The sequence below is a fragment of the Mesobacillus sp. QJM3NY_10 genome (assembly GCF_056173465.1).
Map to the genome: position 1 here is coordinate 1,431,230 of NZ_CM149675.1, position 25,623 is coordinate 1,456,852.

The following is a 25,623-nucleotide window of genomic DNA, read 5'->3' on the forward strand; positions in this document are numbered from 1 at the left end:
ACTGCGTAAAATAGGGTAGTTAGAATGCAAACTCTTGAAAAAGAAAAACTTTTTCCTTATTTAATTTTATAGAAGGAAATAAGAAACCATTATCGAATATATGTTACTAGAAAAGTTTTTCGAATTCCGAAATGTTGTAAGGAGGATCCATATGTCAAACGAATCTACAGTAAAGAAATTACCGGCAAGGGAAGAGGTTTCCACAGAAAATACGTGGAGACTTGAAGATATTTTTGCGGTCGATGAGCAATGGGAAAAAGAATTCAATGAAGTTAAAGGATTGATTCCTTCTGTTCAGGAGTATCAAGGCAAGCTTGGTGAAAGTGCTGAACAACTTTATAGTGCACTCCAGTTGCAGGATAAATTGCTTGAGCGTCTAGGACGACTTTATACATACGCGCATATGCGCTATGACCAGGATACAACGAATTCCTTTTATCAGGGGCTTGATGACCGCATCAAGAATCTATATTCCCAAGCAGCAAGCGCACTTGCCTTCATCGTGCCGGAAATCCTGGCTGTTGATGAAGAGAAAATCAAAGGCTTCTTGAATGAAAAAGAAGAATTGAAGCTTTATGAGCATGCATTGGAGGAAATCAATCTTCAGCGTCCGCATGTGCTATCCGCTGAAGAGGAAGCGCTTCTTGCTCAAGCTTCAGAGGTTATGAGCTCACCTTCGAATACATTTGGAATGCTGAACAACGCTGATTTAGAATTCCCTTCAATAAAGGACGAGAACGGAGAAGAAGTGGAAATCACGCATGGCCGCTATATCCGTTTCCTTGAAAGCGAAGATCGCAGGGTTCGGGAAGATGCTTTCAAATCTGTGTACAAAACATATGGCAGCTTTAAAAATACCTTTTCCAGCACATTGAGCGGAAATGTCAAAAAGGATAATTTCAATGCAAGGATTCGCAAATATGACTCTGCTAGACATGCCGCGCTTGCAGCAAACAATATTCCTGAGAGTGTCTATGAAAACCTTGTAAATACGGTAAATGACAACCTGCACCTGCTGCACAGATATGTCAAGCTTCGCAGAAAGGTATTGGGTCTGGAAAAGCTTCATATGTATGATCTTTTCACACCGCTTGTTAAGGATGTGAAAATGGAGATTCCTTATGGTGAAGCAAAGGAATATGTCCTAAAAGGTTTAGCGCCTCTTGGAGATGAATATAACAATATCCTAAAAGAAGGATTTGAAAATCGCTGGGTGGATGTTTATGAGAATAAAGGAAAGCGAAGCGGAGCTTATTCTTCAGGGACGTATGGCACTAATCCATATATCCTGATGAACTGGCAGGACAATGTTAATAACTTGTTTACGCTGGCTCACGAGTTTGGCCATTCCGTGCACAGCTACTATACTAGGAAGACACAGCCATATCCTTACGGTAACTACTCTATTTTCGTTGCTGAAGTGGCGTCTACCTGCAATGAAGCGTTGTTGAATGACTATATGCTAAAGACAATTGATGATGAGCAGAAGCGACTGTATCTTTTGAATCATTACCTCGAAGGCTTCAGGGGAACAGTATTCAGACAGACTATGTTTGCTGAATTTGAACATATGATTCACCAAAAGGCACAGAATAACGAGGCGTTAACAGCTGATTCATTGACAAAAGATTACTACGAGCTGAATAAAAAGTATTTCGGTGAAGAGGATATCATGATCGATGAAGAAATCGGACTTGAATGGTCAAGGATCCCGCATTTCTACTACAATTATTATGTATACCAGTATGCGACTGGCTTCAGTGCGGCAACAGCGCTGAGCAAACAAATCCTTGAAGAGGGGCAGCCGGCCGTTGAACGCTATATTGATTTCTTGAAATCAGGCAGCTCAGATTATCCAATCGAAGTACTGAAAAAAGCAGGCGTCGATATGACAAGCTCTAAACCAATCGAAGAAGCATTGAAGGTCTTCGAAGAAAAACTCAACGAAATGGAAGCATTGCTTTCATAAAAAACAAACCGGCCGCAAAAATCTGCGGCCGGTTTTTAGGTTAAAGGTTTAGAATCCTTTGAACTTTTTCCGGTTATTTAAATATATCAGTAAAATAAATAAGGCTATAAATAGAATAGGAGATGTTAGATACAAGGGCAGGAGATGCATTAATCCTAAAATATGAAGGGTAAATGAAAAAACTATGAACAGAGTAATAAGGGAAAGACCTAGTTTATCCAATTGAATCACTCCGAATCGCTTTATAGTTCATTTATATGCTTCAGTCCAGGCATTCATGAATGTATTTGACAATATTGTGAAATAACACACAATGTTATTGTGATAGGGAGCATGGATATGATATATTTATGGCGTGAAGTTGATCACAAGCAAACATTTACCCCTTTGTTTGACCGTGAAAAATTTCTCCCATCCCCTTTGTTCGTATAAAATAGAGAAAAGGCCTTGCAGTTGGAGAGCTGCAAGGCCTTTTTCTGTGCAGTGCTGTTGAAAACCACTAGAAGAAGTGATGAAAGATAAATAAATCTACCATATTTCAAAGATTTTTTAATTTATTCGACCACATTCTGAAATATATTGGCGAATTTTTAATTAATTCGACCAAATTCCGAAATATATTGGCGAATTTTTAATTTATTCGACCACTTTTCCAATTAATTCGACCAACCTGCTTTTGATTCCAAGGTTTCCTAACAATGTACTTTTTAAGGTTCGATAGCCCAAGCTAGTGGAGCATCGGCACTAACCCAAATAAAAAAACCGCGCAAATGCACGGTCATCCTTCAACATATCGCCAAAACACCCCATATTTAGCGGGGATTTGTTCGACTTGTTGCTTTAACATTAATTTCTTTAATTCCTTCTCTGCCTGTTGGACAGTTATGTTATATACAACGGCTACTTCCTTGGAGGCTACCATTTTGTATTGCTTCAGAAACTGTTCGAGCATCGGCGGATGGGCCGCTTCTGGTTTTTCCTGCAGCATTTCTTCGAGAATCTGGACGTATACCTCATATGGATAAAGTCCGGTAATCTTAATGCCTTCCTCTTCAACATTTGCGTTAAAAAAGACGAAAGTCGGGATTTCCTGGACATCCATTTCATTCGTAATTTTTAAATCGCACTGAAATGCTTTTGCTGCTGTTTCAGAATGAATATCGGTTACGAATTCCTCTACGTCCAATCCTACGCTCCTCGCGCAGTTTTTTAGCACCTCGAAGTTCGAGACATTCTGTTTTTCAAGAAATAGCACTTCCTGAAGCTTGCGCAGGAACCTGATACCTTTCTTTCTCCCCTGAAGCTCAGCTGATTTTATGGCAATCGATGCTAAATACGGGGATGACACAGGGTTTTCAAACCACAGCGATCCGTCACAAGACATTCCTGTTCTGCTTGCTGTTTTTTCCCAAAGCTCGGCGATCGTTTCGTAACGTTTTTTTCTGCTCATGTTCAGTGTGGCCAGTTTGCCGCTTAAAACATGGCGAATGGAAAAATACTTGCCGTATTCGATTTGTAGCTTTTTGATGATTGGTTCGAGTGCCCAGCATTCCGGACAGAGCGGGTCGACAAACATATAAATTTCGATAGGTTTTTTATCCAAGCTATGGCAAAATTCCGATGGGTCATAGCTCAAAAGGTTTTCCCGACTCAGTTTCATGTGTTATCACCAGTTTCATCATCTGGTGTATTGATCATATGCTGGGCGGTCAGGTATAGTCTTGCATAAAAGTCTTCCCTTACAGGTCCTTCAAGCCCCACGTCATCCATGGCTTCAGCCATACAGGCAAGCCAGGCTGTAGCCCTCACCGGTGTGATTTCGAATGGCAAATGTCTTGCGCGGAGCATTGGATGGCCATGTTCATTAGTATATAAGGGAGGGCCTCCTAAATATTGAGTTAAAAACTGCTTTTGTTTTCGGGCAGTTTCAGTTAAATCATCCGGGAATATAGGAGCAAGATCAGGATGCATTCCAACGCGGTGGTAAAAAGCATCGACCAGCCGGTGAAGTGTCCCTTCGCCAATGGCTTCGAATGGTAAGGTCTTATTCTCAACCATATTGATAACTCCTTTAAAATAAATTTTAGAAATTTCATTCTGCTTTGATAGTTATGCTTTTTATTGTAGCAATGCTAAATTTATATCTCAAATAAATCGTCTTGAGTTCTATAAAAACTGTCTTTTTTAATGATTGCTTTACTAATGTACACAAAAAGGCCGCCTGTTACCACTGACAGGCGGCTAAAACATATGGGAATATTCTCCTTCTAACGCTCTTCTTTATCCGTAAAAGACATCCGTGACTTTCTGTACATAGTTTTGAGTTTCTTTGAATGGAGGGATTCCCCCATATTTGTCTACATTTCCTGGTCCAGCATTATATGCTGCAAGCGCAAGCTCTATATTATTATCATACTTGTCCAGCATTTGACGAAGGTATTTAGTCCCTGCGAGAATATTTTCCGCTGGATCAAATACATTTTTAACGCCGAGACCTCTTGCTGTCGCAGGCATCAATTGCATCAGCCCTGACGCACCGGCATGGCTCACGGCATTTGGATTGAAACTCGATTCCTTTTGAATGACAGACTTAATTAATTTGGCTGGAATATTAAACATAGCTGAAGCCTTATCAATGATACCATCAAAATCACCATTATTTTTGGCCGCCACTTTCGTCAGTTGAATAGGAGGAAGCATTTGTCCAATGTTTGGTTTTGCTAAATCGAAAGAGTCAACCGTTGTTTGCACGTTGTTAAATAACTCTTCAAGTCTTGTTGCAGTGGCACCCAGAGCATTGCTTTGGTCACTGAGGATTCCGGAAAGCATTTCCTGAAAAAGGCTGTTACCTGATTGGCTGGTAGTCGGCTGGTTGAAGTTTTGGAGCGCCTGCAATTCAAGCATGACTTTTAACTGGTCAACATTCATCATGATTCTCCTGCCTGGTCTATTCTTGTAATAGATTATATTTAGTAGCGTAAAACCGTTTAATTTTATTATCGGTCGGTCTAACCGGGATTTTAAGTTCTTCCAATAACTTGGAGAAGATCTGATACCCTTCTGATTCATTCAACACTTCATATTCTAGCTCATAATCTTCTGTATTTAAATAGTAACTATGGTCCAGTACAAGCAATCCTTCTTTGTACTCAACCTCGGCGCGCACGGTTGTGAGCGACCCGAAGTATTGCAATGGCTCTGTATCTTTAATTAATTTCACAACAGCGTCTTTTACTTCACCTTCTGGCAGCTTTCCTGATGACAAGGCTTCCTCAGCCTGGCCAGTCGTGAGCATCTGATTCGTTTCTAGCAACCCTGTTTCGGCAGGCTGCTTTAAAGTCATTTCAAACTTGGACCCTTTTTCCCTGATTCTTAATGCAGAACCATGGTCTTTCAAGGTGAAGGAATTTGTATCAAAATAATGATTAATCTGTTTTTTGAAATGCTCCGGCTCTATTTTGAAGTATTGTTCAAGGAAGTGGAATTCTTCCTCTGTCAGCATATTCTTGAATTCAATTTCGATATTCTGGCTCACATCTATCCGCCCTTTCCAACAAGCTCTCCTTATTATCTCGTTAAATCAGGTTGGCTTCAATCCTTAGTAGAAAATGATTCGATATGATAAAATAAAAAAGATTATGGAGGTTGAAGAAATGAGCCAAAAAATTTTAATTACCGATGCAAAAATAAAAAATAATGAGTTGCTTCTATCTACAAACACAGAGACTGAACTCGGAGATTTTGCCGCAACAGGGCAAATGCTTGTTGATTCCGATCAATTATCCTTTATCTATATTATTGATAAAGAAGATGGATATCATTATGTCACCATTCCTGAGAGTACTTGGAGTGTTATTCAGGAAGGTCTCCAGGCTGGACTAGAAACTTATTTAACAAATAATGAAGGCAAACTAAAACTGGAAGCCTTCCACAGTGAAATGGAATATTTGATTGCAAATATAACGGGCAACAGCAACTATGGAGAGGGAATGGTTGCGAAAGTGGAACAGGTTTTTGCTGCACCCTCCGCTTAGGCTTTTGTGAATAGAACCGGATGAGGTGACTGATGTGAAACACTGGGATCAATTTTTAGAACCTTATAAGCACGCTGTTGAAGAATTGAAGGTAAAGCTAAAGGGAATCAGGAGCCAATATGAGCTCCATTCCGACCATTCGCCGATTGAATTCGTTACTGGAAGGGTAAAGCCTATTGCGAGTATTCTTGATAAAGCGCATCAGAAAGGAATTTCACTCGATAAGCTTGATACAGAAATGCAGGATATTGCCGGACTGAGGATCATGTGCCAGTTTGTCGATGACATCAAGACAGTCGTCGAACAATTGAGAAGCCGGAATGATTTTGAGATTATCGAGGAGAGGGATTATATCTCCCATAAGAAAGCGAGCGGCTACCGCTCCTATCATGTCGTGATCCGTTATCCAGTGCAGACAATCCGCGGTGAAAGAAATATACTGGCAGAAATCCAGATCAGAACATTGGCAATGAATTTCTGGGCAACAGTGGAGCATTCGCTGAATTATAAATACAAAGGACTTTTTCCTGAAGACATAAAGATCAGGCTGCAGAGAGCAGCCGAGGCCGCATTCCGGCTTGATGAAGAAATGTCGACAATCAGAGGAGAAATCCAGGATGCACAGGCTTTTTTTACAAGGAAAAAAGAAATGCAGCAGGATGGGAAGAAGTAGTTTAAATCCGAAATGCAGGGGTGTTTGATTACATGAAATTTGCGATCACTTCAAAAGGGGATTCCAGGTCCAATACGTTGATGCATAAAATGAGGACATATCTTTTGGACTTTGATTTACAATATGATGAAGACCAGCCCGATATTTGTATCTCCGTGGGAGGAGATGGCACGCTTCTGTATGCCTTCCATCGATACGCGAGCAGGCTGGACAAAACAGCATTCATTGGAGTACATACCGGGCACCTTGGCTTTTATGCCGACTGGGTTCCTGAAGAAATTGAAAAGCTGGTCATTGCCGTAGCCAAAACACCATACCAGGTGATTGAATATCCGCTGCTGGAGGTAATCATCAGATACCAGCATGGCGGCAGAGAAACAAGGTATCTTGCCCTGAATGAATCAACCGTCAAATCTGTTGAGGGCACCCTTGTAATGGATGTTGAGATTAGAGGCCAGCATTTTGAACGCTTCCGCGGAGATGGTTTGTGCGTTTCCACGCCATCTGGAAGCACAGCCTACAATAAAGCATTGGGCGGTGCCATCCTGCACCCGTCACTAAGGGCTATCCAAGTTGCGGAAATGGCATCCATCAACAATCGTGTGTTCAGGACAGTGGGATCACCGTTGATCCTTCCCGACCATCATACATGTACACTAAAACCAGTTAATAGACCTGACTTCCAGGTAACTGTTGATCATTTGACACTATTGCATAAGGACGTTAAGTCAATTCAATTCCGGGTTGCAGATGAAAAAATCCGATTCGCCCGCTTCAGGCCGTTCCCGTTCTGGAAAAGGGTACACGATTCGTTTATTTCAGACAGCGATTAAGAAGGTAGTTTTATTTTAAGGACAGACCACAGACAGACTGTCCAGGGAGAGATGTTTAATGGACATTTCGGGGCCTAGCGCGTTCAAAATGTTTAATAAACAAGATTTAATGGACATTTCGGGGACATGTCTTGCTCAAAATGTCTAATAAACAAGGTTTAATGGACATTTTCGGGGACATGTCTTGCTCAAAATGTCTAATAAACAAGGTTTAATGGACATTTCGGGGACATGTCGCGCTCAAAATGTCTAATAAACAAGGGTTAATGGACATTTCAGGGTCATGTATTGCTCAAAATGTCTAATATACAGGGTTTAATGGACATCTAAGGGTCATAGCGCGTTCAAAATGTCTAATAAACAAGGTTTAATGGACATTTCGCAGGCAGATTGCGATCAGTATGTCCAAGAAACAGTTATTGGTTATCATTCATTGAACAAAAACCAATCGATAAAGGCTTTTTGCCAAAAAACAATGGTATTAGAAACGTTGCAGACAGGAGCCGCTTATATGGGAAAGAACTTCACACTGGAATATACAGCCGGGGCTGCTGATCAGGGTAAATTGCTAAGGGAATATCTCAAGGAGAAAAAAATCTCCAAGTCGGCGCTTACCGATATAAAGTTCAAGGGTGGTTTTATTTCAGTAAACGGCCATGAGGTAAATGTCAGGTACATACTGAAAAGCGGGGATTTTGTCAGAGTGGGGTTTCCTCCTGAAGTTCCTTCTGAGGGATTGAAGGGTGAGGAAATCCCACTTGAGATTTTGTATGAGGATGAGCATTTACTGGTGGTCAATAAGCCAGCGGGAATGAATACGATTCCTTCGAGGGAACACCCTTACGGCAGCCTGGCTAGCGCACTTATCGGGTATTATGAACGTAGTGGCCTATCCGCAACAACCCATATTGTCACGAGGCTTGATAGGGATACTTCCGGACTAGTATTGATTGCAAAGCACAGCCATGTCCATCATTTATTCAGCAAGCAGCAGCGTAGTGGCGATGTTAAGCGAAAGTATGAAGCAATTGCCGAAGGTATTATTGATGTGGATGAAGGTAGTATCGAAGAACCGATTGCCAGGAAACAGGACAGCATCATTGAGCGTGAAGTACATCCCGATGGTCAGTATGCTTGTACATTATTCGAAGTTGTAAAAAGATATGGAGATTTTACCCATATTATCTTAAGGCTATTGACGGGCAGAACACACCAAATCAGAGTGCATATGAGTTATTTAGGTCATCCTCTGCTCGGGGATACTTTATATGGCGGAAATAAAAATACAATATCAAGACAAGCGTTGCATTGCTGCGAACTAAGGTTTGTCCACCCATTATCGCACAAAGAATTGAAATTTAATGCAAGCCTTCCAACGGATATAAATGCAGTGCTTGAAAAAGGCTGATCGTTATAAAAAAACGATTTGCCTTTTTTATTGGATAAGAAAGTATAAAATTTTCACTTCGAGAATTGTCCAGCTCCAGCGCCTAGCCCCTCGAGTCGCTTCGGTCCTGCCAATGAAGTCAAAGAACGACTTCACTGTCAGGCCCTCCAGCGCTTGTCGGGGCTGACCAAGGCGCTTGCGCTTTTTTTATTGCGTAAATAACTATTTATGTCTTTCTTAATCCGGCTCTAATGCTTTCTTGTTCCATTTCTCTCAAATTTTTCTTTATATATTTCCGTGCAATACGTCAAATCATAAGGAAGTAATAAATGAAAAATTTGAAGGAGGAAACATCCGTTGAATATATATAAGCACGGCAAATTAATTGCCGTATCCGCTGTTATGTTATTAGGTCTCGCAGCCTGCAACAACAATAATGAAGAAGCGTTGGATTTACGCGACAATAGAATGACCACTCTTGGAAATGGCCAAGAAGGTTATTGGGATAATGACGCAAATAGAATTAAGCAGCAAAGGCGTAGAGCAGAAATCAATAATACGAAAAGAAATGCAAATGAGAATGGGCTTAATCAAAAAGGCGGAAATGCAACGAGTGAAATCATGCAGACACCTGATGGGTATATTACCATAGACCCGAACTCTTACAGTACTGGCATTCCGAGTTCTCAGTTTCCCCACACACAAATGAACAAGCAGGGCAGATTGACATTTACAGAAGGACAACGAGCTGACCTTGATAAAATGCTTGCGGAATTGCAGCGCCGTACAGGTGTAGAACTTCCGGAATTGAATAGGGGTGGAATTCCTTCACCAGAACAGGGAGCAGCACCGGCACCACAGGAGAGAGCAACCCCAGCTCCTGAACAGGAAGCACCAACACCGGCACCACAGGAGAGAGCAACCCCAGCTCCTGAACAGGAAGCGCCAGCCCCGGCACCACAGGAAAGGGCAACACCAGCTCCTGAACAAGGAGCAGCACCGGTGCCACAGGAAAGGGCAACCCCAGCACCTGAACAAGAAGCAGCTCCGGTACCACAAGAAAGAACAGCACCAGCTCCACAAGAAGAAGCTGCACCGGCTCCAGAGCAAAAAGCAACTCCTTCTGGTACCGAGGTCAGTGCGTTTGAAGCGAAAGTCATTGACCTGACCAACGAACAGCGCAGGAAAAATGGATTACCGAACCTGCAACCAGATACAGCGTTAAGCAATGTAGCACAAGAAAAATCTAATGATATGCAGGCAAAGAATTACTTTTCGCATACGAGTCCTACTTATGGTTCTCCGTTCGATATGATGAGGGACTTTGGGGTATCGTATAACACTGCTGGCGAGAACATTGCGATGGGTCAGCCGAGTGCAGAAGAAGTCGTAAACGCTTGGATGAACAGCGAAGGACACAGGAAGAATATTTTAAGTCCTAACTACACGCATATTGGAGTTGGGCATACAACACAGGGGAACTACTGGACTCAAATGTTTATTGGAAAATAAAGCAGAAAAAAGCTAACCATCATTGCTATGGTTAGCTTTTTCAATACCGGGTATTAGTTTATTTCCCTGAATTTTTCCGGAACAAATGCCATGGTAGAGGGAACGGATACAAGTTCCATCTCCGGATAACGCAGGGCTGTCAAATTGCCGCCAAAAACAGCTCCTGTATCGATATTGTACGTATTATTGAGAACTCTTGGTTCTCTGACGGGTGTATGCCCATAAACTATAGTTGCTTTTCCTTGATACTTCTTTGCCCAATCACGCCTTACAGGGGTTCCATCCGGATTGGTCTGTCCTGTGATATCGCCATAAAGGACAAAGGTTTTTACTTTAGAATTATTTTCCCCTATGTACTCTTCACAGATCCCGGCGTGGGCAATCACAAGTCGGCCCTGGTCGAGGACGTGGTATAAAGGTGCAGAATCGTACAAGTGAAGGAATTTTTCGCGGAACTTATTTTTCAACTCTGGATTCAACGACATAAACTCCGCAACAGTTGTCTCAAGTCCATGGGTCGTCTGGACTTTATTTCCTAACAGGTAGCGGTAAAGTTTATTGCAATGGTTCCCGGGAACATAGAAAGCGGATTTTTTATTCACCACTAATGCCCAAACCAGATTTGCGGTTTTTAATGACTCTGGTCCACGGTCAGTCAGGTCACCGACAAAAGCAAGGTGACGTGCATCGGGATGAACTGGAAGGCCGGTGCTCCAGTCGTATCCTAGTTTTTTGGTGAGCTCTTCAAATTCAAGGTAACAGCCATGGATATCGCCTATTATATCAAGATTCAATGGGAATTCCTCCTTTAATTAATCAGTCTCCACAGAAATCGGAAAAAAGACAAGTTTACAACAAAAAAGGGAAAGCTAAGAGAAAAGGCCGGGCTCAAGCAAGCTGGCATCTTAACATATATTGCCCAATTAATTTTAATTGAAAAAGAGTAGATAAAAGACAAAGAAATTAATAAATGCTAGTATAATGAAATGTACATAAAGGAAAGGGGGTAAGGTGGATGTCTGAAGAACGGCAAGACAAGGCATCTAAGCAGCAGATCAATACAGAGCTGCTGATGGAAGCACTTTACTCTGAGAAAATTGATGATTTCCGTGCGGAATTTTTAGAGCTGCACCCGTACGACCAGGCAGCTTTTTTCGGTGAACTGAAAGATGAAGAGCGCGCGAAAGTGTATAACTTCCTGTCACCTGAAGAAATGGCCGACTTATTCGAAAACCTGGAATCAGATGAGGAAGATTTTAAAGACGTACTCGCGCAAATGAATCCTAATTATGCGGCTGATATGCTATCAAATATGTATGCTGATGACGCGGTCGATGTGCTGAATGAGCTTGATAAAGACCAGGTTGTCAGTTATTTGACGATCATGAATGAGGAAGCAGCACAAGAAATCAAGGACTTGCTGCATTATGAGGAATACACAGCCGGTAGTATCATGACGACAGAATTCATTGCGATTTCTGCCAACCAGACTGTCAGGTCGGCAATGTATATTCTAAAAAAAGAAGCGCCACAGGCTGAAACGATTTATTATATTTTTGTGGTCGATGAGGATAAAAGGCTTGCTGGTGTTATCTCCCTGCGAGACCTGATTGTTGCGGATGATGAAACAATGATCGCTGAGGTAATGAATGACCGTGTTGTTTCCGTTTCTGTAGGGGAAGACCAGGAAGAAGTTGCCCGGATGATGAGAGATTATAATTTCCTCGCTCTTCCAGTCGTCGATTTCCAAAATCATCTCCTCGGGATCATCACTGTTGATGACATCATGGACGTCATGGAAGAAGAAGCGTCAGATGACTATTCCAAGCTTGCTGGTATCGCAGATCTTGATACAATAGATCGAAACCCACTTTTGGCTGCCAAAAAGAGGTTGCCGTGGTTGATCATCCTTCTATTTTTGGGCATGTTCACAGCCAGCCTTATTGGAAGATTTGAGGATACATTGGATAAGGTAGCTATTTTAGCTGTTTTCATCCCTCTGATCGCCGGGATGGCAGGTAATACAGGTACACAGGCACTGGCTGTGGCTGTCAGGGGAATCGCAACTGGGGACCTTGAGAAAGAGAGCAAATGGAGTATTATCCTAAGGGAAGCGGGAACGGGATTTATTACCGGTGCAGTTTGCGGGATCCTGATCACATTCGTTGTCTATTTTTGGAAAGGTGAACTATTCCTGGGAGCCCTCGTAGGCATCTCTATTTTTATTACACTAATTATTGCAACACTTGCAGGTTCACTTGTGCCCTTGCTGATGCACCGGCTTAAGATTGACCCGGCTGTGGCATCAGGACCATTCATTACTACGATAAATGATATTATCAGCATCTTGATTTATTTCGGGATTGCTACTGCTTTCATGAGTTATCTTACTAAATAAAGGAGGGATGAAGGTGGAACATCATGCTTCAATCACTTCACTAGTGATTGTCATCATTGTCGCATTTTTAACACCTATTTTACTTCATCGTTTAAAATTGAACATCATACCGGTTGTAGTCGCAGAAATCATTATGGGCTTAATCATAGGTAAAAGCGGCTTCAATATTGTCCATGAGGATGCCTGGCTTGGCACTCTATCTACATTAGGATTTCTGTTCCTAATGTTCCTGAGCGGATTGGAAATAGATTTTTCTGCATTTACAAGTGGCAAAAAGAATAAATCAGTGCCGAAAAAGGAACCTAATACATTTGCAGTGGCATCAATTATCTTTGTGGGCATTTTCATTGCTTCGTTAGGATTGTCTTATTTATTTGTACTTGCCGGCTTTATCGAAAATGTATTTTTAATGACGCTGATTATTTCGACAATTTCACTTGGAGTCGTAGTGCCTACGCTAAAAGACGCCCATTTAATGAAGACCAATATCGGTCAAATCATTTTATTGGTGGCCGTCATCGCGGATCTGGCAACGATGATTCTGCTAGCTGTCTTTGTCTCTCTTTATGATGGCGGAGAAGGAAACACATGGCTGCTTCTCCTTTTGTTCGCGGCTGGAGTTGCTCTGTATTTCGTTGGAAAAGTTTTTAAAAACCGTACATTCATCAATGCTCTCTCCACCGGTACAACCCAAATAGGTACTCGTGCAGTTTTCGCACTGATTATCCTGTTAGTGGCGATTTCTGAAACGGTTGGTGCTGAAAACATCCTTGGGGCGTTCCTTGCCGGGGTACTTGTTTCACTTCTGGCACCAGACCAGGAAATGGTCCACAAACTGGATTCATTTGGCTATGGATTTTTAATCCCGATATTTTTCGTTATGGTCGGGGTTGATCTGGATATATGGGCCTTATTCAGCGATAAGAAGCTTCTGATGCTGATCCCGCTATTGCTGCTGGCGTTATTCTTATCTAAGCTGATTCCAGTCTACCTCTTGAAAAAATGGTATGATACGAAAACGGTATTAGCAGCTGGATTTTTGCTGACGTCAACACTGTCGCTAGTCATCGCAGCCGCAACAATAGGTGAAAGAATGGAAATGATCACTCCGGAAATGAGCGGTACACTTATTCTTGTTGCGGTCATCTCCAGCGTTCTGACACCAATTTTATTCAAAAAGCTCTTCCCGCAGGAAAAAGCCGAAGAGAAGAAAGTAAAAGTAGTCTTCATTGGCGCAAACCAGATGACACTTCCTGTTTCCCGAGCCTTGCAGTCTTCTTTGTACGAACCGGTTCTTTTTCATACGAAACAAGAAAAAGCGGATAACCGAATTGCAGATTCTGTTTTTGAAATCATTGAGATGGAGAATTATGAAATTGATACATTAGATAAACATGAAGTTTACAAGGCGGACATCATTGTCATCTCCACCGGGGATCCTGACCTGAATGCAACGATTGCTGTCAGTGCGAAGGAGCATGGTGTTGAACGTGTAATCGCCAGAATTGAAAGTCCGGATCTTGCTGAAAAAGCACAGGAAGAGGGGATTGAAGTATTCTCGGTCCTTCGTTCAACTGAATCCCTGCTGCGTGCGATGATTGAATCGCCTGGTGTCATGAGCATCCTGACCAATCAGGAAAACTCCCTGCATGAAATCAGAATGCTTAATGATCACTTTGACGGCATGACCCTAAGACGCTTCCCATTCACCGGGGATGTCATCTTTGTCCGTATTTTGCGTGAGAATGAATCAATCGTGCCTCATGGAGATACCGAATTAAGACTGAATGACCGTTTGATTGTGACTGGCTCCAAAGAGTATGTTGATGAGCTGAAACGTGAGCTTGAATTCTGTTTCTGGTGTTAATTAAAGGCTCTTCTCAAACTTTGTTGCTATTTGACTACAAAATAGGATATGACCTATTTTCTTTAACAACAATCTTTACGAAATCAGCCTAATTAAAAGTAAACCCGCCATCTCGGCGGGTTTTTCTTTTCAAATGAAAAAATATAGTGTAGAATTAGCACTAGGTACTAATAACTTGTATTAACATTGGGGGAACAGTAAAAATGACTCTTTCACTGAACGGAAAAACATATGTAGTAATGGGTGTTGCCAATAAACGAAGCATTGCCTGGGGGATTGCACAGTCACTTCACAATGCGGGAGCGAATTTGATCTTCACGTATGCGGGAGAGCGTCTGGAGAAAAGTGTACGCGAGCTTGCTGAATCGTTGGACCAGAGCTATTTAGTATTGCCATGCGACGTTACGAGCGATGAAGATGTTGCAAAATGCTTCCGCGAGGTCAAGGAAGCGGTTGGCACAATTTCTGGTGTTGCCCACTGTATCGCATTTGCGAACAAAGAGGAACTCCAGGGGGACTATATGAATGTATCACGCGACGGTTTCCTGTTAGCACATAATATCAGTGCTTACTCATTGACTGCAGTTGCCAAGGAAGCGAAGGAACTAATGTCAGAAGGCGGAAGTATCGTTACTTTGACTTACCTTGGAGGAGAACGAGCGATTCCGAATTATAATGTCATGGGAGTAGCAAAAGCATCCCTGGATGCCAGCGTACGCTACCTTGCAGCAGACTTGGGGAAGGATAATATCCGAGTGAACTCAATTTCAGCAGGACCAATCCGTACACTATCTGCAAAAGGTGTAAGTGACTTTAATTCAATCTTAAAAGAAATCGAAGAAAGAGCTCCGCTTCGCCGCAACACAACACTTGAAGAAGTCGGTGACACAGCAGTATTCCTATTCAGCGATATGTCTCGCGGGATTACTGGAGAAAATATCCATGTTGATTCAGGTTTTCATATTTTATAATCAATCAAGTCCGCCAATGTGCGGGCTTTCTTTTTTATTATAAACAATTCAAAAAGTGAGTCTGGCACCTATCCTAGGCTACCGCATACATATAGGGTGAGCGAAGTATTGGAGGTGCCGTATATGGGGAGGAAACGAAGTCGTAAGCAGTCTCCTTTGTTCTACATCAATCAACCAAACATTGATCTACCGCAACCTGATATGCAAAAGAATTTTTCTTTTAAAAATAGTGAAGAGATGTCTGAGAATCTACAAGTACAGAATTCAAAGACCAATGAAGTTGATTACGAAGCAAACGGAAATTATGAAGAAGAAGTAATTCATGAAACAGAAAGCCCGGATGCACCAAGGAAGAGGACTTTCAATGAATATACACTTGAGGAAAAGGTCAAACACTTAAAGCTTGTCCCGGCATCTGTCGCGAAGGTTAAATATGAATTCATTACCAAAGAAAGGTCATATAAGGGTTATTTTATGGAAATGAAAGGAGAAGTATTGATTATACATTCGATCAGCCCGAGAAAGAAAAGTGTAAGCATCCTTAAAGAGGATTTAGTCGACATTAAGAGGGTTGGTTTATAAAAATAGGCTTACCAATTACGGTAAGCCCTGATTTTTCTGCCCGTAGTTATCAGCCGCTTCCTGGTAGGCTTGAAAGTGGTAATGCCGCTACAGGGTCTAGGCAAGTGACAGCACAGAAGCAATCCAGGTCGACAGTGATGCAGATTCCAGTTCTGAAGAATTCATTTCTGGCTCCTCCAGTTTGAATTTGTCTGCATGGAGTGTCGAAACCTTCTCCTTCATCACCGCGTGTGGCCAACAACTCAATTTTTGCGCAGCAGTTGTCGTCTACTGATGTAACACGGAAGAAGAATGACCTGAAGCAATCAAGTCTTTGGTCAGCTCCATTTGGACGGAGGCGAGTTCCAAATCCTTCGAATGGTACACAGTCACCGCAATAAAGAATTAGTGGGATTGTATCTAAATCCGTCGTTGGAGTTTGTGCGCCTGCAAGTAATTCTTGGATAGACTTGTGACAGCTGACATCACAATCATTGTCTACATCCACTTCATCTTGAGCATCTGCTACTGCACGAAGGACCTCGCATACACAGTTGTCGCCATCATGTTTTTTACCTTTGCAACCCATAACAAGTTCATCTCCTTTTAGTTGATATGACCTATTGTCCTTAATAGAATATGAATCGCCCTCCTAATGGTGTGGGTGTTTGTCTAATTTTCAACAGGTTTCCCATAAAAAATGATGACAGGAGCGGACTGGCTAAGGGCCTATACATAGGGATTTGCCCTGCATAAGCTGTATTGACTTGATTCAACACAGGTGGTGTAGCGGATGGGGAATTGGCTGGATTTATGCCTTCTTGTATTTGCGAGCTTTCGTCTGACGAGGCTGATTGTTTATGATACAATCACTGAATTCCTTCGAGCACCATTTCACGATATGGTGGAGGAGACCCTGGAGGATGGCAGTACGGAAACTTATATAGAAATAAAAGGAGAGGGACTCAAATATTGGATAGGTGAGCTATTAAGCTGTCACTGGTGCACTGGTATTTGGGCAACTTCTTTCCTATATGCTGGCTATGCATTGATACCGCAACTTTCAATGCCGGTCATCACTGTGCTTGCAATAGCGGGAATTGCTTCAGTGATCCAGCATTATTTCATTAAAGACTGAGCCGTAAAACAAACCTAAATTAGTGAGTCCGTCCAGAACCCGTTTGAAGATTTGTTCATAAACTATCGTATGGACTCTTTAATGAAGGGGTTGTATACATGGAGGAAAAGCAAAAAACGAAAATCAGCAAAGGTTCTACTGTATCCAAAAGTAATGCTTCAACCCGCAGAGTGCGTAAGAAACGTGGCTGTGGTTGCGGGAAAAAGAAAAAACAAGCATAAAACAGCGTCTGCCAAACTTTCTGGCAGGCGTTTTTTTGTAGATTACGTCAAATAGGGAAGGCTATAAAAAGCAATAAGAGAAAGCTTAATTTTATTGAAAGTCATAAAAAGGTCATATTAAGCTCACCAAAGCAAATTTCTTGCCAAGAAGGCTTAATTTCCATCTTTACATTAACTGGAAGTGTATCCTGCTTAGAAAAATTCATAAATTGGGTTTTAGACGTGGAAAATAATTTTATCAGATGAAGCATAGGAAGGGATTAATGATGAATATGAAACAAGCTGTAAGCATTTTAGTGATATTCATGCTGATTGGCGTTGGTACTGCTGGCTGTACTTCTTTTGGCAAAACATCTCCAGAAAGCAGGAAGTCATTGATTCAGTCAGTCAATCCAGATCCAGGAGCAACAAATGATCTTGATGAGAAGAATATCAAACTGGCTAAGAAGGTCAAGAAAGATATTGCTGCACTTGATGAAATTTATGATGTTGCGGTCATCGTAGGTAAAGAAGACATATTGGTGGCTTATAAGGTCAAGCATTTAAAGCGGTTCGGCATGAAGCGGATCGAGAAAGAAATCAATAAGAAACTGGAAAAGAATTATCCTGATGATGACTTCATTGTTTCTAGTGATTATAAAATTTTTATTGAGGCGGTCGAGCTTCGGGAGAGAATGAAAGATCCGTCCTTTCCGGATAAAAAAGCAGAAGAACAATTGCAACGGATTATTTCTTTGAAAAAAGAATTAACTTAAGAAAGGATGGGTGAAATGGGGGATAAACAAAAGCAAAAGTTAACACCTGAACAGCAGCAGTATCAACAGCTGGAACAAAAGCATGAGCTTAAACGTCCGGTAGTTAAAAATTGCATCAAAGCATTTTTGGTTGGCGGATTGATTTGTGCGATTGGTCAGGCAATTACCTATTTTTATATATACTTTTTTAATTTCACAGAACAAACAGCTGGAAATCCGACAGTTGCGACAATGATTTTCCTTTCCATGCTGTTGACAGGCTTTGGTGTATATGACCATATCGGTCAATTCGCAGGAGCGGGTAGTGCTGTTCCGGTGACCGGTTTTGGGAATTCTGTTATTGCAGCAGCTATTGAGCATCGAACTGAAGGCTTTGTTCTTGGTGTCGGTGGAAATATGTTCAAATTGGCAGGGTCAGTAATCTTATTTGGAGTCTTTGCAGCCTTCGTCGTTGCACTCGTAAAAACTTTGCTGATCATGATGGGGGTGCTGTAAATGTTGATTGGAAAGCAGTCATGGGAATTTGCGAACCGGCCTGTCATTGAATCATGGGGCACATCCGGCGGTCCTTTTGAAGCTGAGGGAAAACTGGCAGCTGACTTTGATGTCCTTCATGACGATTTGTGGATGGGTGAAGACTCATACGAGAAAGCTCATAGAGTTTTACTTGAAGAGGCAATCAAATCGGCCTTGCAAAAAGGTGAATTCAATAAAGAGGACATGCAGTTTATGCTTGCAGGCGATTTAATCAATCAGATCACACCGACGAGTTTTGCGGCAAGGACGATGGAAATCCCTTATTTTGGTCTCTTCGGTGCTTGCTCTACCTCAATGGAAGGTCTTGCGCTAGCATCTTTCATTGTGAACTACCAGGGAGCAAAGAAGACTGTAACTGGCGCATCAAGCCACAATTCTGCAGCGGAAAAACAATTTCGCTACCCGACAGAATATGGCGGACAAAAACCACCAACAGCGCAGTGGACTGTAACCGGAGCAGGAGCTGCTGTTGTAACGGACAATTCGAATAAACAGGGAAAAATCGTCACCACCTCTGCCACTATCGGGAAAGTAGTGGATATGGGAATTTCGGATCCATTTAATATGGGCGGAGCAATGGCACCTGCCGCAGCGGATACGATCATTGCACACTTTAAAGATTTGAATCGTGATCCATCTTATTATGATTTAGTTGTAACAGGTGATCTTGGAAGGATTGGGCAGGCTACTACATACGAGCTTTTGCAGCAGTCTGGACTGGACATAACAAAGGAACAATTTCAGGATTGCGGTTTAATGATTTATAACGAGGACCAGCAGGTACAATCTGGAGGCAGCGGAGCAGGATGTTCGGCTTCCGTGTTATATGGCCACTTATTAAATCAAATGAAAAAAGGTGTCTATAAGAGAATACTTGTTGTTGCTACAGGAGCTCTGTTATCACCGCTCTCGTTCCAGCAAAAAGAAACCATTCCATGTATAGCCCATGCTGTCTCAATTGAAATGAACTAAAAGGAGGAATCGATTTGCTACCAATGTTTTTCTGGGCTTTTGTTGTCGGAGGCTTGATCTGTGTATTCGGCCAGCTAATGTTTGATATCGCGAAATTGACACCAGGGCACACGATGAGTCTGCTTGTTGTCATTGGTGCTGTCCTTGATGGTTTCGGGCTTTATGAACCATTAATTGATTTTGCTGGAGCTGGTGCTACGATTCCAATTACAAGCTTTGGGAATTCGCTTGTTCACGGAGCGCTTCAGGAAGCAGAGCAGCATGGGCTGGTCGGTGTCCTGACAGGCATGTTCGAAATCACGAGTTCTGGTATATCGGCTGCTGTGATTTTTGGCTTTATCGGCGCCCTGATTTTTAAACCAAAAGGTTGATTCTGTGTTTCAAGGAATGATCTAATGCCAGATATTTTTAGAACGATCATACGCTCTATTTTGCTGATTTTAGGCTTATTTATCATTACAAAGCTTCTTGGGAAAAAGCAGTTATCGAGTCTGTCATTTTTTGAATATATCGTAGGCATCACTGTAGGAGATATTGCAGGTACATTAGCGATGGATCCTGATTTGAGCTTGAGGGATGGAATTGCCAGTCTGGTTGTCTGGTCATTCGTCCCTTTGGCGATTTCAACGATATCCTTAAGAAGCAGAGCATTTCGCAAAATAGTTGAGGGGAAATCAACTACCTTCATTGAAAATGGTAATATTCTCGAAAAAAATATGCGGAAAGAAAAATACAGCATAGATGAACTCCTGGAACAACTTCGCAAGAAAAGTGTATTTAAGGTAGCTGATGTTGAGTTTGCTTCGCTTGATTCCAATGGAGAATTGAGTGTTTTATTGAAGAAAGCCAAACAGCCTTTAAAGTATGAAGATATCGGAATTAAAATGGAAGCAGAGTCTGCTGCGGTGTCCGTTATGATGGACGGTAAATTTATCGAGGAAAACTTAAGGCAAGCTGGTCTGAATAAAGTTGAACTGATTGCAAAAATCCAGGCTAAAGGATATCAGCCACAACAAGTCTTTTATGCAGAAGTGGATTCTAGAGGACACCTCAGTGTTGATCTATATGATGAATTTATATCCTGTCATTTCCCAGACTTTGATCATGTTTAATCCATGATTTCTAAATGAATGGGGGCTCGCCCATACAAATTCGTTAGGCCTCACATATATTACTAATGAGTAATAAAAAGTGAGGTGAAGAAGAATGGGCTACGGTTGGTGTGGCGGCGGCTACGGCTACGGCGGTGGCGGCTACGGAGGTTCCACTTTCGTATTGATCGTCGTATTGTTCATTTTGTTGATTATTGTAGGAGCAAGCTTCTACAACTAAGAAAGGGAAGGAGAAGCTGTTCCAATCGGAACAGCTTTTTCTGCATAGACTAATGCTGATTTTTATGGGCTCTCTTTCACCATTTATTGCTTTCTTCATACTATAGAGTAGTTAAAGAAGGAGGCGTGATTTATATGGATAATAATTTCTTCAAGAATATAGAGAAAAAAACGGGCGTAAATATGAATGATGTATTTGAGTTAGCGAATTCATTACAAAATGCGAACTTTAAAGATGAGCAAACTGTAAGAGGCGTAATCCGCCGTGTTTCAAAAATGGCTAATAAACCGGTAAATAAAGAAACGGAAGACAAGATTGTAGAATCCATTGTTAAGGATGGAAAGCAGCTTGACTTTGGCCAAATCTCCAAAATGATCAACAAGAAGTAATTCTTGAATGCCAAATCAGGACCTGAGTTTATATCCCCAGGTCCTGATTTGGCATTTTTCTCTTAATGTTGGATAAAAAACGGGAAGGATTAGCTTTTCTTCCACGTCTTTTTTGTGGAACAGAAATGAATAAGTTCTTTTCTGCCCTTGTCACCGCTACATAAAGCAGACGGCGTTCTTCTTCGAGCGGCTGGAGGTCTCCATTGCGATAGGCATCCAAAGCGTAATCATGGGGGATGCTTCCGTCTACGGTTCCAATTATATAGACATTTCCATATTCTAGCCCCTTGGCTCGATGAATGGTGCTTAATGTGATGGCGTCAGTTAGGTTTCTGCTGCTCCGTTTAATTTCAGTGTTCATGGCTGTCATATGATCAGCATGCTCGATGAATTCTCTGACGGTTTTAAAGTTGCGTGCCGCCACTTTTAAATCCCGGATGTCATCCGAACCTTTTTCAAGCTGGTTCCCTTCATTTCCACGCTTTTTGATAAAGTCCTGATATCCAAGGTCCTTTTCGACTATATCGATTGCCGCTACTGGCGATAGAGAAGACAGAGAGCGTACGATCGGTATGAGTCTTTTTAGTTTTTGTTCCTGGAAGGCAAAGCCGGTTTTTACATGGGTAAGTGCTTCAAGCATGGAACAATCGTTCAGGATGCTATTCGCCTGTAAATCACGGAAAATCGACTGCTTTAAAAATAGTGATGGAAGTATATTTTTGATTGCCTCTGAGTCATCGGGATTCATGCTTAGCCGAAGAAATGACAGCATTCCTTTTATCATGAAACGCTCGTAAAAGGATTCAATATCCTGATCAAGACGGAAGGGTAAGCTTGAATTCGCCAGCCTCTCGAATACTACACGGCTGGCTGCATTCGTTCTGAACAGGATAGCGAAATCACCGGGGCGTTCGCCTTGTTCGACCCGTTCTTTTATATCTGTCAGAATCATCGTTGCTTCTTCTTCTTCATCATAAGGATGGAAGATTACTGGCGGACGCTCACCTGAAAATTGGGCCCGCATTTCTTTTTCATGACGGGTGAGATTTGCCGAAATTAAAGTGTTTGCTGTCTCGACAATCTCATGCGCCGAGCGGTAATTCTGGTTTAAGATGATTAATTTAGTATTTTTGAAATCTGTCTTAAAGTTAAACAGATAGGCAGGGTCACTGCCTCGGAATGAATAGATTGACTGGTCGTCATCGCCGACAGCGCAAACATTTCCATGCTTGCTAGAGAGCATTTTCATAAGTTCGTATTGAACTTTATTAATATCCTGGAACTCGTCTATTAAAAAATAGTGAAAACGATTTTGATAGTTTTCGAGAATTTCAGGCTTTTCCTTAAAAAGCTTATAACAACCCAGAAGCATGTCATCAAAATCGAATAACTTCTGCCTGTCTTTAGCAGCTTCATAGTCTTTATATAGCAAAGCCACCTTTTCTTCCCATGGAGATTCAGGCTTAACTTCGTGTGGCATGATCATTGTGTTTTTCCATAAACCGATTTGCTGGAGTGCGAGGTCATAGGCAAACTCTTTTTCATCCAGCTGAAGCTTTCGGCCAGCCTCCTTTAATATCTGTTCCCGCTGCCATTCTTTTTTCATCAGCTTGTCAGATGACCAATTTTCACGGTCATGGAAACAAAGGATTCGGTAGAAGATGCTATGGAAGGTGCCAGCAATCAGCTGGTTAACCTTAGCGGGGGACATTCCCGGGTAAAGGGCAATCCGTTTCTTCATTTCAGCGGCAGCCTTTGCTGTGAAGGTGACAAGCATGATAGAACCGGGATCAACTTTCTTCTCCTCAATCATGAAGGCGGTTCTTGCGGTCAGTACTCTTGTCTTTCCACTTCCAGCCCCAGCTAAAATTAATAATGGCCCATCTATAGAAACAACAGCTTTTTCCTGGTTGCCATCGAAATGGATCCCAGCTTCTTTAAGTTGTTTTAAATAATTTAACTTTACCCCTGGCTTAGCCGGAGGGAACGGATTAAAAGGTGAAGGAATCTTTACTTCCCGTGGGAATATGAATTTTTCCTCTCTTTCAGCTTCAGCCGTAATGGAACGGCCCTTCGGGATCCGGAAGCCATTTCGTTCGATATATTCCGCTTCCTCGGAAGGTTGAATGGACGGGGAGGATTCATTTTGTTCACTGCAATCTTCTTTTGCGGAAAGGTGATGATAGAAATGGGGCTTGTCCTTAATGCCGAGGTAAAGCCGGACAGGGCCTCCGCATACAGAACAGGTGAGCATCCCTTTTTTTCCGTCATCATAAAGCTTTTGATAATCCTCACGGTTATATTGATCCAGGCTTATTAACTGTTGATTATACTTGGCTGTTTTCATGTTTTCCCTCATCTCCGACCAAAAATAGCACAATCTCTATCATAGCAGAATAAGATTTTTAACAAAAGGTGTTTTCGGCATCCATACACACTTTGTGAATACATTATATCTATGGAGGAAGCCAAAAAAAATTTCATTAGCAGTTTAGTACGGTCATAAACAGGGAAAAGGAAAAGAAGAATATAGTGAGAAAAAAATAATTATACTTGGGGGATACCAAAATGGGATACATTCTTCCAGTGACAAATTATCAATATATACAATATGCTGAGCGTGAAATAGGGATAGATTATGATCCGTTCCAGATTAATAAAATCGCAAAGATCCGCAAAGAAGATCCTGTAGAACAGGGACAGCGGGAGCAAGCAGCAGAACCCATGAAAAAGCGCAAGGACCAGCAGCCTGTGGCACGAATGCAGCTGGCAGCCTCTGATATGAGCTTCTCCAATACGGATCAGGTTTATAAGAAGAAGGTAAATCCTTCAGTGGTCAGCCAGGCATATGCTGAATTAACGGGAAAAGGAAGGCACTACAGTGAGTCAATTTAAACTCAGCTGTGGTGCCTTTTTGTTATTCAAAAAGGCTGTTTTCTTATAAAAATCGTCAACTTTACAAAGGAATATAGGTAATTCAATCCAATATTGTATTTGATAGCAACAAAGTGTGAGAAAAGAGCCTTCAAAAAAAAGACTCCACTCATATAAGAATGGAGTTTCAGTAAATTTAAATGGATTTTTTCATCGTTTTATGCGGTATTCCGGCATCCATGAATTCTTCAGATACCGTTTCATATCCTAGCTTGCTGTAAAATGGGATAGCATGTGTCTGTGCGTTCAATTTCAAGGTTGAGATGCCTTGTGACTTGGCATATTCCTCGATTTTATTCATGACCGCTACACCAGCTCGGGTTTTGCGGTTTTCTTTTATAACGCAAATCCGTTCAACCTTGCCGATTCCGTCCAATACACGGAATCTCCCAGCACCAGCTGCTTTTCGGTTATCGTCATATAACACAAAATGAACAGAGTCGGATTCGAATTGATCGATTTCTTCTTCTTCCGGAACATTTTGTTCATGAATGAATACAGTCTTGCGTACTTCGAATGCATCTGCTAATTCTTGATCGTTGTTTACAATTTTTACTTCCACGTTAGATTATTCCTTTCCGAGCCTGAATGTTTCATATACCGTCCACGATCCATTATCCAACTGGTACAATAGGTGGATTCTGTCGGCAGTATCCTCATATTGTACTTTTGTCATCCTCAATGAACCATATACATCGGAGTGTTCATCGTCAGACATATTCTGTCCGATAGTGATATGTGGAACAAAGTTATACTCCTGATCTCCGTCAAAGGTTGCATTAAGTTCATTATGAAGCTTTTCCAAGTCTTCAGGTGATTCAACCTTTAAGTAGATTACATTGTTAACGGGCTTAAAGGAACCAATCTTAGTGACCTTGATGTTGACTGGTCTGAAATTCCTGGCGATTGAATCGAGTTTATTTGCGATTTCCTTGATTTCTTCCTCCGTAGCTTCAAAGGGTGACTTTAAAGTTACGTGAGGCGGGATTAACGCATAGTGCGGATCATAACGCCTTCTCATTGAATTTGCAAAATCCTGGATTTTTTTCGATGGAAATATGACAATACCGAATTTCATCTGAGATACCCCCCGTTTCATTAGTATGGTGCATATCGATTTACTGAAAACCTATATTATGA

29 protein-coding genes are annotated in these 25,623 nt (G+C 41.7%); 20 read left to right on the plus strand and 9 right to left on the minus strand.

The window, feature by feature from the left end:
• Positions 1-151 precede the first annotated feature (151 nt).
• Positions 152-1,969: an oligoendopeptidase F gene (pepF, locus tag AC0VX7_RS07115; RefSeq protein WP_475427259.1), complete on the plus strand. Its 1,818-nt coding sequence runs from the start codon at positions 152-154 to the stop codon at positions 1,967-1,969.
• A 778-nt stretch (positions 1,970-2,747) separates the two neighbouring features.
• Here pepF and AC0VX7_RS07120 read toward each other — a convergent pair.
• From AC0VX7_RS07120 to AC0VX7_RS07135, 4 genes are all read right to left on the minus strand, one after another.
• Positions 2,748-3,629, minus strand: coding sequence for a ClpXP adapter SpxH family protein (locus AC0VX7_RS07120; RefSeq protein WP_475427260.1), 882 nt, complete (start codon positions 3,627-3,629; stop codon positions 2,748-2,750).
• Positions 3,626-4,027, minus strand: coding sequence for a globin domain-containing protein (locus tag AC0VX7_RS07125; protein WP_475427261.1), 402 nt, complete (start codon positions 4,025-4,027; stop codon positions 3,626-3,628). The genes AC0VX7_RS07120 and AC0VX7_RS07125 overlap by 4 nt, the downstream gene beginning before the upstream one ends.
• 222 nt (positions 4,028-4,249) lie before the next feature.
• Positions 4,250-4,897, minus strand: a complete 648-nt coding sequence (locus tag AC0VX7_RS07130) for a lytic transglycosylase domain-containing protein (protein WP_475428100.1) — start codon at positions 4,895-4,897, stop codon at positions 4,250-4,252.
• Positions 4,898-4,916: 19 nt separating this feature from the next.
• Positions 4,917-5,504 carry a CYTH domain-containing protein gene (locus tag AC0VX7_RS07135; protein WP_475427262.1) on the minus strand — a complete coding sequence of 196 codons (588 nt, stop codon included), beginning with the start codon at positions 5,502-5,504 and terminating at the stop codon, positions 4,917-4,919.
• A 118-nt stretch (positions 5,505-5,622) separates the two neighbouring features.
• On the opposite strand from AC0VX7_RS07135, the gene AC0VX7_RS07140 reads away from it, so the two are divergent.
• From AC0VX7_RS07140 to AC0VX7_RS07160, 5 genes are all read left to right on the plus strand, one after another.
• Complete coding sequence (locus AC0VX7_RS07140; RefSeq protein WP_475427263.1) at positions 5,623-6,003, plus strand: UPF0738 family protein; 381 nt, start codon at positions 5,623-5,625, stop codon at positions 6,001-6,003.
• A gap of 34 nt (positions 6,004-6,037) precedes the next feature.
• Positions 6,038-6,676 (plus strand): GTP diphosphokinase, encoded by a 639-nt coding sequence (yjbM, locus tag AC0VX7_RS07145; protein ID WP_215035081.1) that lies wholly within the window; start codon positions 6,038-6,040, stop codon positions 6,674-6,676.
• A 32-nt stretch (positions 6,677-6,708) separates the two neighbouring features.
• Positions 6,709-7,509, plus strand: a complete 801-nt coding sequence (locus AC0VX7_RS07150; RefSeq protein ID WP_041968178.1) for an NAD kinase — start codon at positions 6,709-6,711, stop codon at positions 7,507-7,509.
• Between the two features lie 511 nt (positions 7,510-8,020).
• Complete coding sequence (locus tag AC0VX7_RS07155) at positions 8,021-8,917, plus strand: RluA family pseudouridine synthase (protein ID WP_475428101.1); 897 nt, start codon at positions 8,021-8,023, stop codon at positions 8,915-8,917.
• A gap of 336 nt (positions 8,918-9,253) precedes the next feature.
• A complete protein-coding gene (locus AC0VX7_RS07160; protein WP_475427264.1) occupies positions 9,254-10,408 on the plus strand; it encodes a CAP domain-containing protein in 1,155 nt (384 codons plus the stop codon).
• Positions 10,409-10,461: 53 nt separating this feature from the next.
• Here the strand turns inward: AC0VX7_RS07160 and prpE are convergent, their stop codons facing one another.
• Complete coding sequence (gene prpE / locus AC0VX7_RS07165) at positions 10,462-11,202, minus strand: bis(5'-nucleosyl)-tetraphosphatase PrpE (protein ID WP_475427265.1); 741 nt, start codon at positions 11,200-11,202, stop codon at positions 10,462-10,464.
• A gap of 278 nt (positions 11,203-11,480) precedes the next feature.
• On the opposite strand from prpE, the gene mgtE reads away from it, so the two are divergent.
• From mgtE to AC0VX7_RS07185, 4 genes are all read left to right on the plus strand, one after another.
• Positions 11,481-12,806 (plus strand): magnesium transporter, encoded by a 1,326-nt coding sequence (mgtE, locus tag AC0VX7_RS07170; protein ID WP_475428102.1) that lies wholly within the window; start codon positions 11,481-11,483, stop codon positions 12,804-12,806.
• A gap of 13 nt (positions 12,807-12,819) precedes the next feature.
• Positions 12,820-14,673 (plus strand): monovalent cation:proton antiporter family protein, encoded by a 1,854-nt coding sequence (locus tag AC0VX7_RS07175; RefSeq protein ID WP_475427266.1) that lies wholly within the window; start codon positions 12,820-12,822, stop codon positions 14,671-14,673.
• A 203-nt stretch (positions 14,674-14,876) separates the two neighbouring features.
• Positions 14,877-15,644, plus strand: coding sequence for an enoyl-ACP reductase FabI (fabI, locus tag AC0VX7_RS07180; RefSeq protein ID WP_475427267.1), 768 nt, complete (start codon positions 14,877-14,879; stop codon positions 15,642-15,644).
• Positions 15,645-15,767: 123 nt separating this feature from the next.
• Positions 15,768-16,226, plus strand: coding sequence for a hypothetical protein (locus AC0VX7_RS07185; protein ID WP_475427268.1), 459 nt, complete (start codon positions 15,768-15,770; stop codon positions 16,224-16,226).
• Positions 16,227-16,275: 49 nt separating this feature from the next.
• Here AC0VX7_RS07185 and AC0VX7_RS07190 read toward each other — a convergent pair whose 3' ends face one another.
• On the minus strand, positions 16,276-16,794 hold the full coding sequence (locus tag AC0VX7_RS07190; RefSeq protein WP_475427269.1) for a CotY/CotZ family spore coat protein: 519 nt from the start codon (positions 16,792-16,794) through the stop codon (positions 16,276-16,278).
• A gap of 204 nt (positions 16,795-16,998) precedes the next feature.
• Here AC0VX7_RS07190 and AC0VX7_RS07195 point away from each other — a divergent pair, with 204 nt between their 5' ends.
• The 9 genes from AC0VX7_RS07195 (at position 16,999) to spoVIF (ending at position 21,549) form a co-directional block, all read left to right on the plus strand.
• Entirely contained in the window at positions 16,999-17,343 is a 345-nt protein-coding gene (locus AC0VX7_RS07195) for a DUF1360 domain-containing protein (protein ID WP_041968186.1), read from the plus strand.
• Between the two features lie 98 nt (positions 17,344-17,441).
• Positions 17,442-17,564, plus strand: a complete 123-nt coding sequence (locus AC0VX7_RS07200; protein ID WP_269745800.1) for a hypothetical protein — start codon at positions 17,442-17,444, stop codon at positions 17,562-17,564.
• Positions 17,565-17,827: 263 nt separating this feature from the next.
• Entirely contained in the window at positions 17,828-18,319 is a 492-nt protein-coding gene (locus AC0VX7_RS07205; RefSeq protein ID WP_475427270.1) for a YhcN/YlaJ family sporulation lipoprotein, read from the plus strand.
• Between the two features lie 15 nt (positions 18,320-18,334).
• Complete coding sequence (gene spoVAC, locus AC0VX7_RS07210; RefSeq protein WP_475427271.1) at positions 18,335-18,814, plus strand: stage V sporulation protein AC; 480 nt, start codon at positions 18,335-18,337, stop codon at positions 18,812-18,814.
• Positions 18,815-19,828 (plus strand): stage V sporulation protein AD, encoded by a 1,014-nt coding sequence (gene spoVAD, locus AC0VX7_RS07215; protein ID WP_475427272.1) that lies wholly within the window; start codon positions 18,815-18,817, stop codon positions 19,826-19,828.
• A 14-nt stretch (positions 19,829-19,842) separates the two neighbouring features.
• Positions 19,843-20,199, plus strand: a complete 357-nt coding sequence (spoVAE, locus tag AC0VX7_RS07220; protein ID WP_214911541.1) for a stage V sporulation protein AE — start codon at positions 19,843-19,845, stop codon at positions 20,197-20,199.
• A gap of 24 nt (positions 20,200-20,223) precedes the next feature.
• Positions 20,224-20,940: a DUF421 domain-containing protein gene (locus tag AC0VX7_RS07225; RefSeq protein WP_475427273.1), complete on the plus strand. Its 717-nt coding sequence runs from the start codon at positions 20,224-20,226 to the stop codon at positions 20,938-20,940.
• Between the two features lie 94 nt (positions 20,941-21,034).
• Positions 21,035-21,160: a YjcZ family sporulation protein gene (locus AC0VX7_RS07230; protein WP_214911537.1), complete on the plus strand. Its 126-nt coding sequence runs from the start codon at positions 21,035-21,037 to the stop codon at positions 21,158-21,160.
• A gap of 134 nt (positions 21,161-21,294) precedes the next feature.
• Positions 21,295-21,549 (plus strand): sporulation-specific transcription regulator SpoVIF, encoded by a 255-nt coding sequence (gene spoVIF, locus AC0VX7_RS07235; RefSeq protein ID WP_475427274.1) that lies wholly within the window; start codon positions 21,295-21,297, stop codon positions 21,547-21,549.
• A gap of 28 nt (positions 21,550-21,577) precedes the next feature.
• Here the strand turns inward: spoVIF and AC0VX7_RS07240 are convergent, their stop codons facing one another.
• On the minus strand, positions 21,578-23,896 hold the full coding sequence (locus tag AC0VX7_RS07240) for a UvrD-helicase domain-containing protein (protein WP_475427275.1): 2,319 nt from the start codon (positions 23,894-23,896) through the stop codon (positions 21,578-21,580).
• A 221-nt stretch (positions 23,897-24,117) separates the two neighbouring features.
• Here AC0VX7_RS07240 and AC0VX7_RS07245 point away from each other — a divergent pair, with 221 nt between their 5' ends.
• On the plus strand, positions 24,118-24,444 hold the full coding sequence (locus AC0VX7_RS07245) for a hypothetical protein (protein WP_475427276.1): 327 nt from the start codon (positions 24,118-24,120) through the stop codon (positions 24,442-24,444).
• Positions 24,445-24,619: 175 nt separating this feature from the next.
• Here the strand turns inward: AC0VX7_RS07245 and AC0VX7_RS07250 are convergent, their stop codons facing one another.
• Together AC0VX7_RS07250 and AC0VX7_RS07255 are read right to left on the minus strand one after the other, a co-directional pair.
• Positions 24,620-25,045: a GNAT family N-acetyltransferase gene (locus tag AC0VX7_RS07250; RefSeq protein WP_475427277.1), complete on the minus strand. Its 426-nt coding sequence runs from the start codon at positions 25,043-25,045 to the stop codon at positions 24,620-24,622.
• A gap of 6 nt (positions 25,046-25,051) precedes the next feature.
• Entirely contained in the window at positions 25,052-25,561 is a 510-nt protein-coding gene (locus AC0VX7_RS07255) for a YjcG family protein (RefSeq protein ID WP_475427278.1), read from the minus strand.
• Positions 25,562-25,623: the final 62 nt, after the last annotated feature.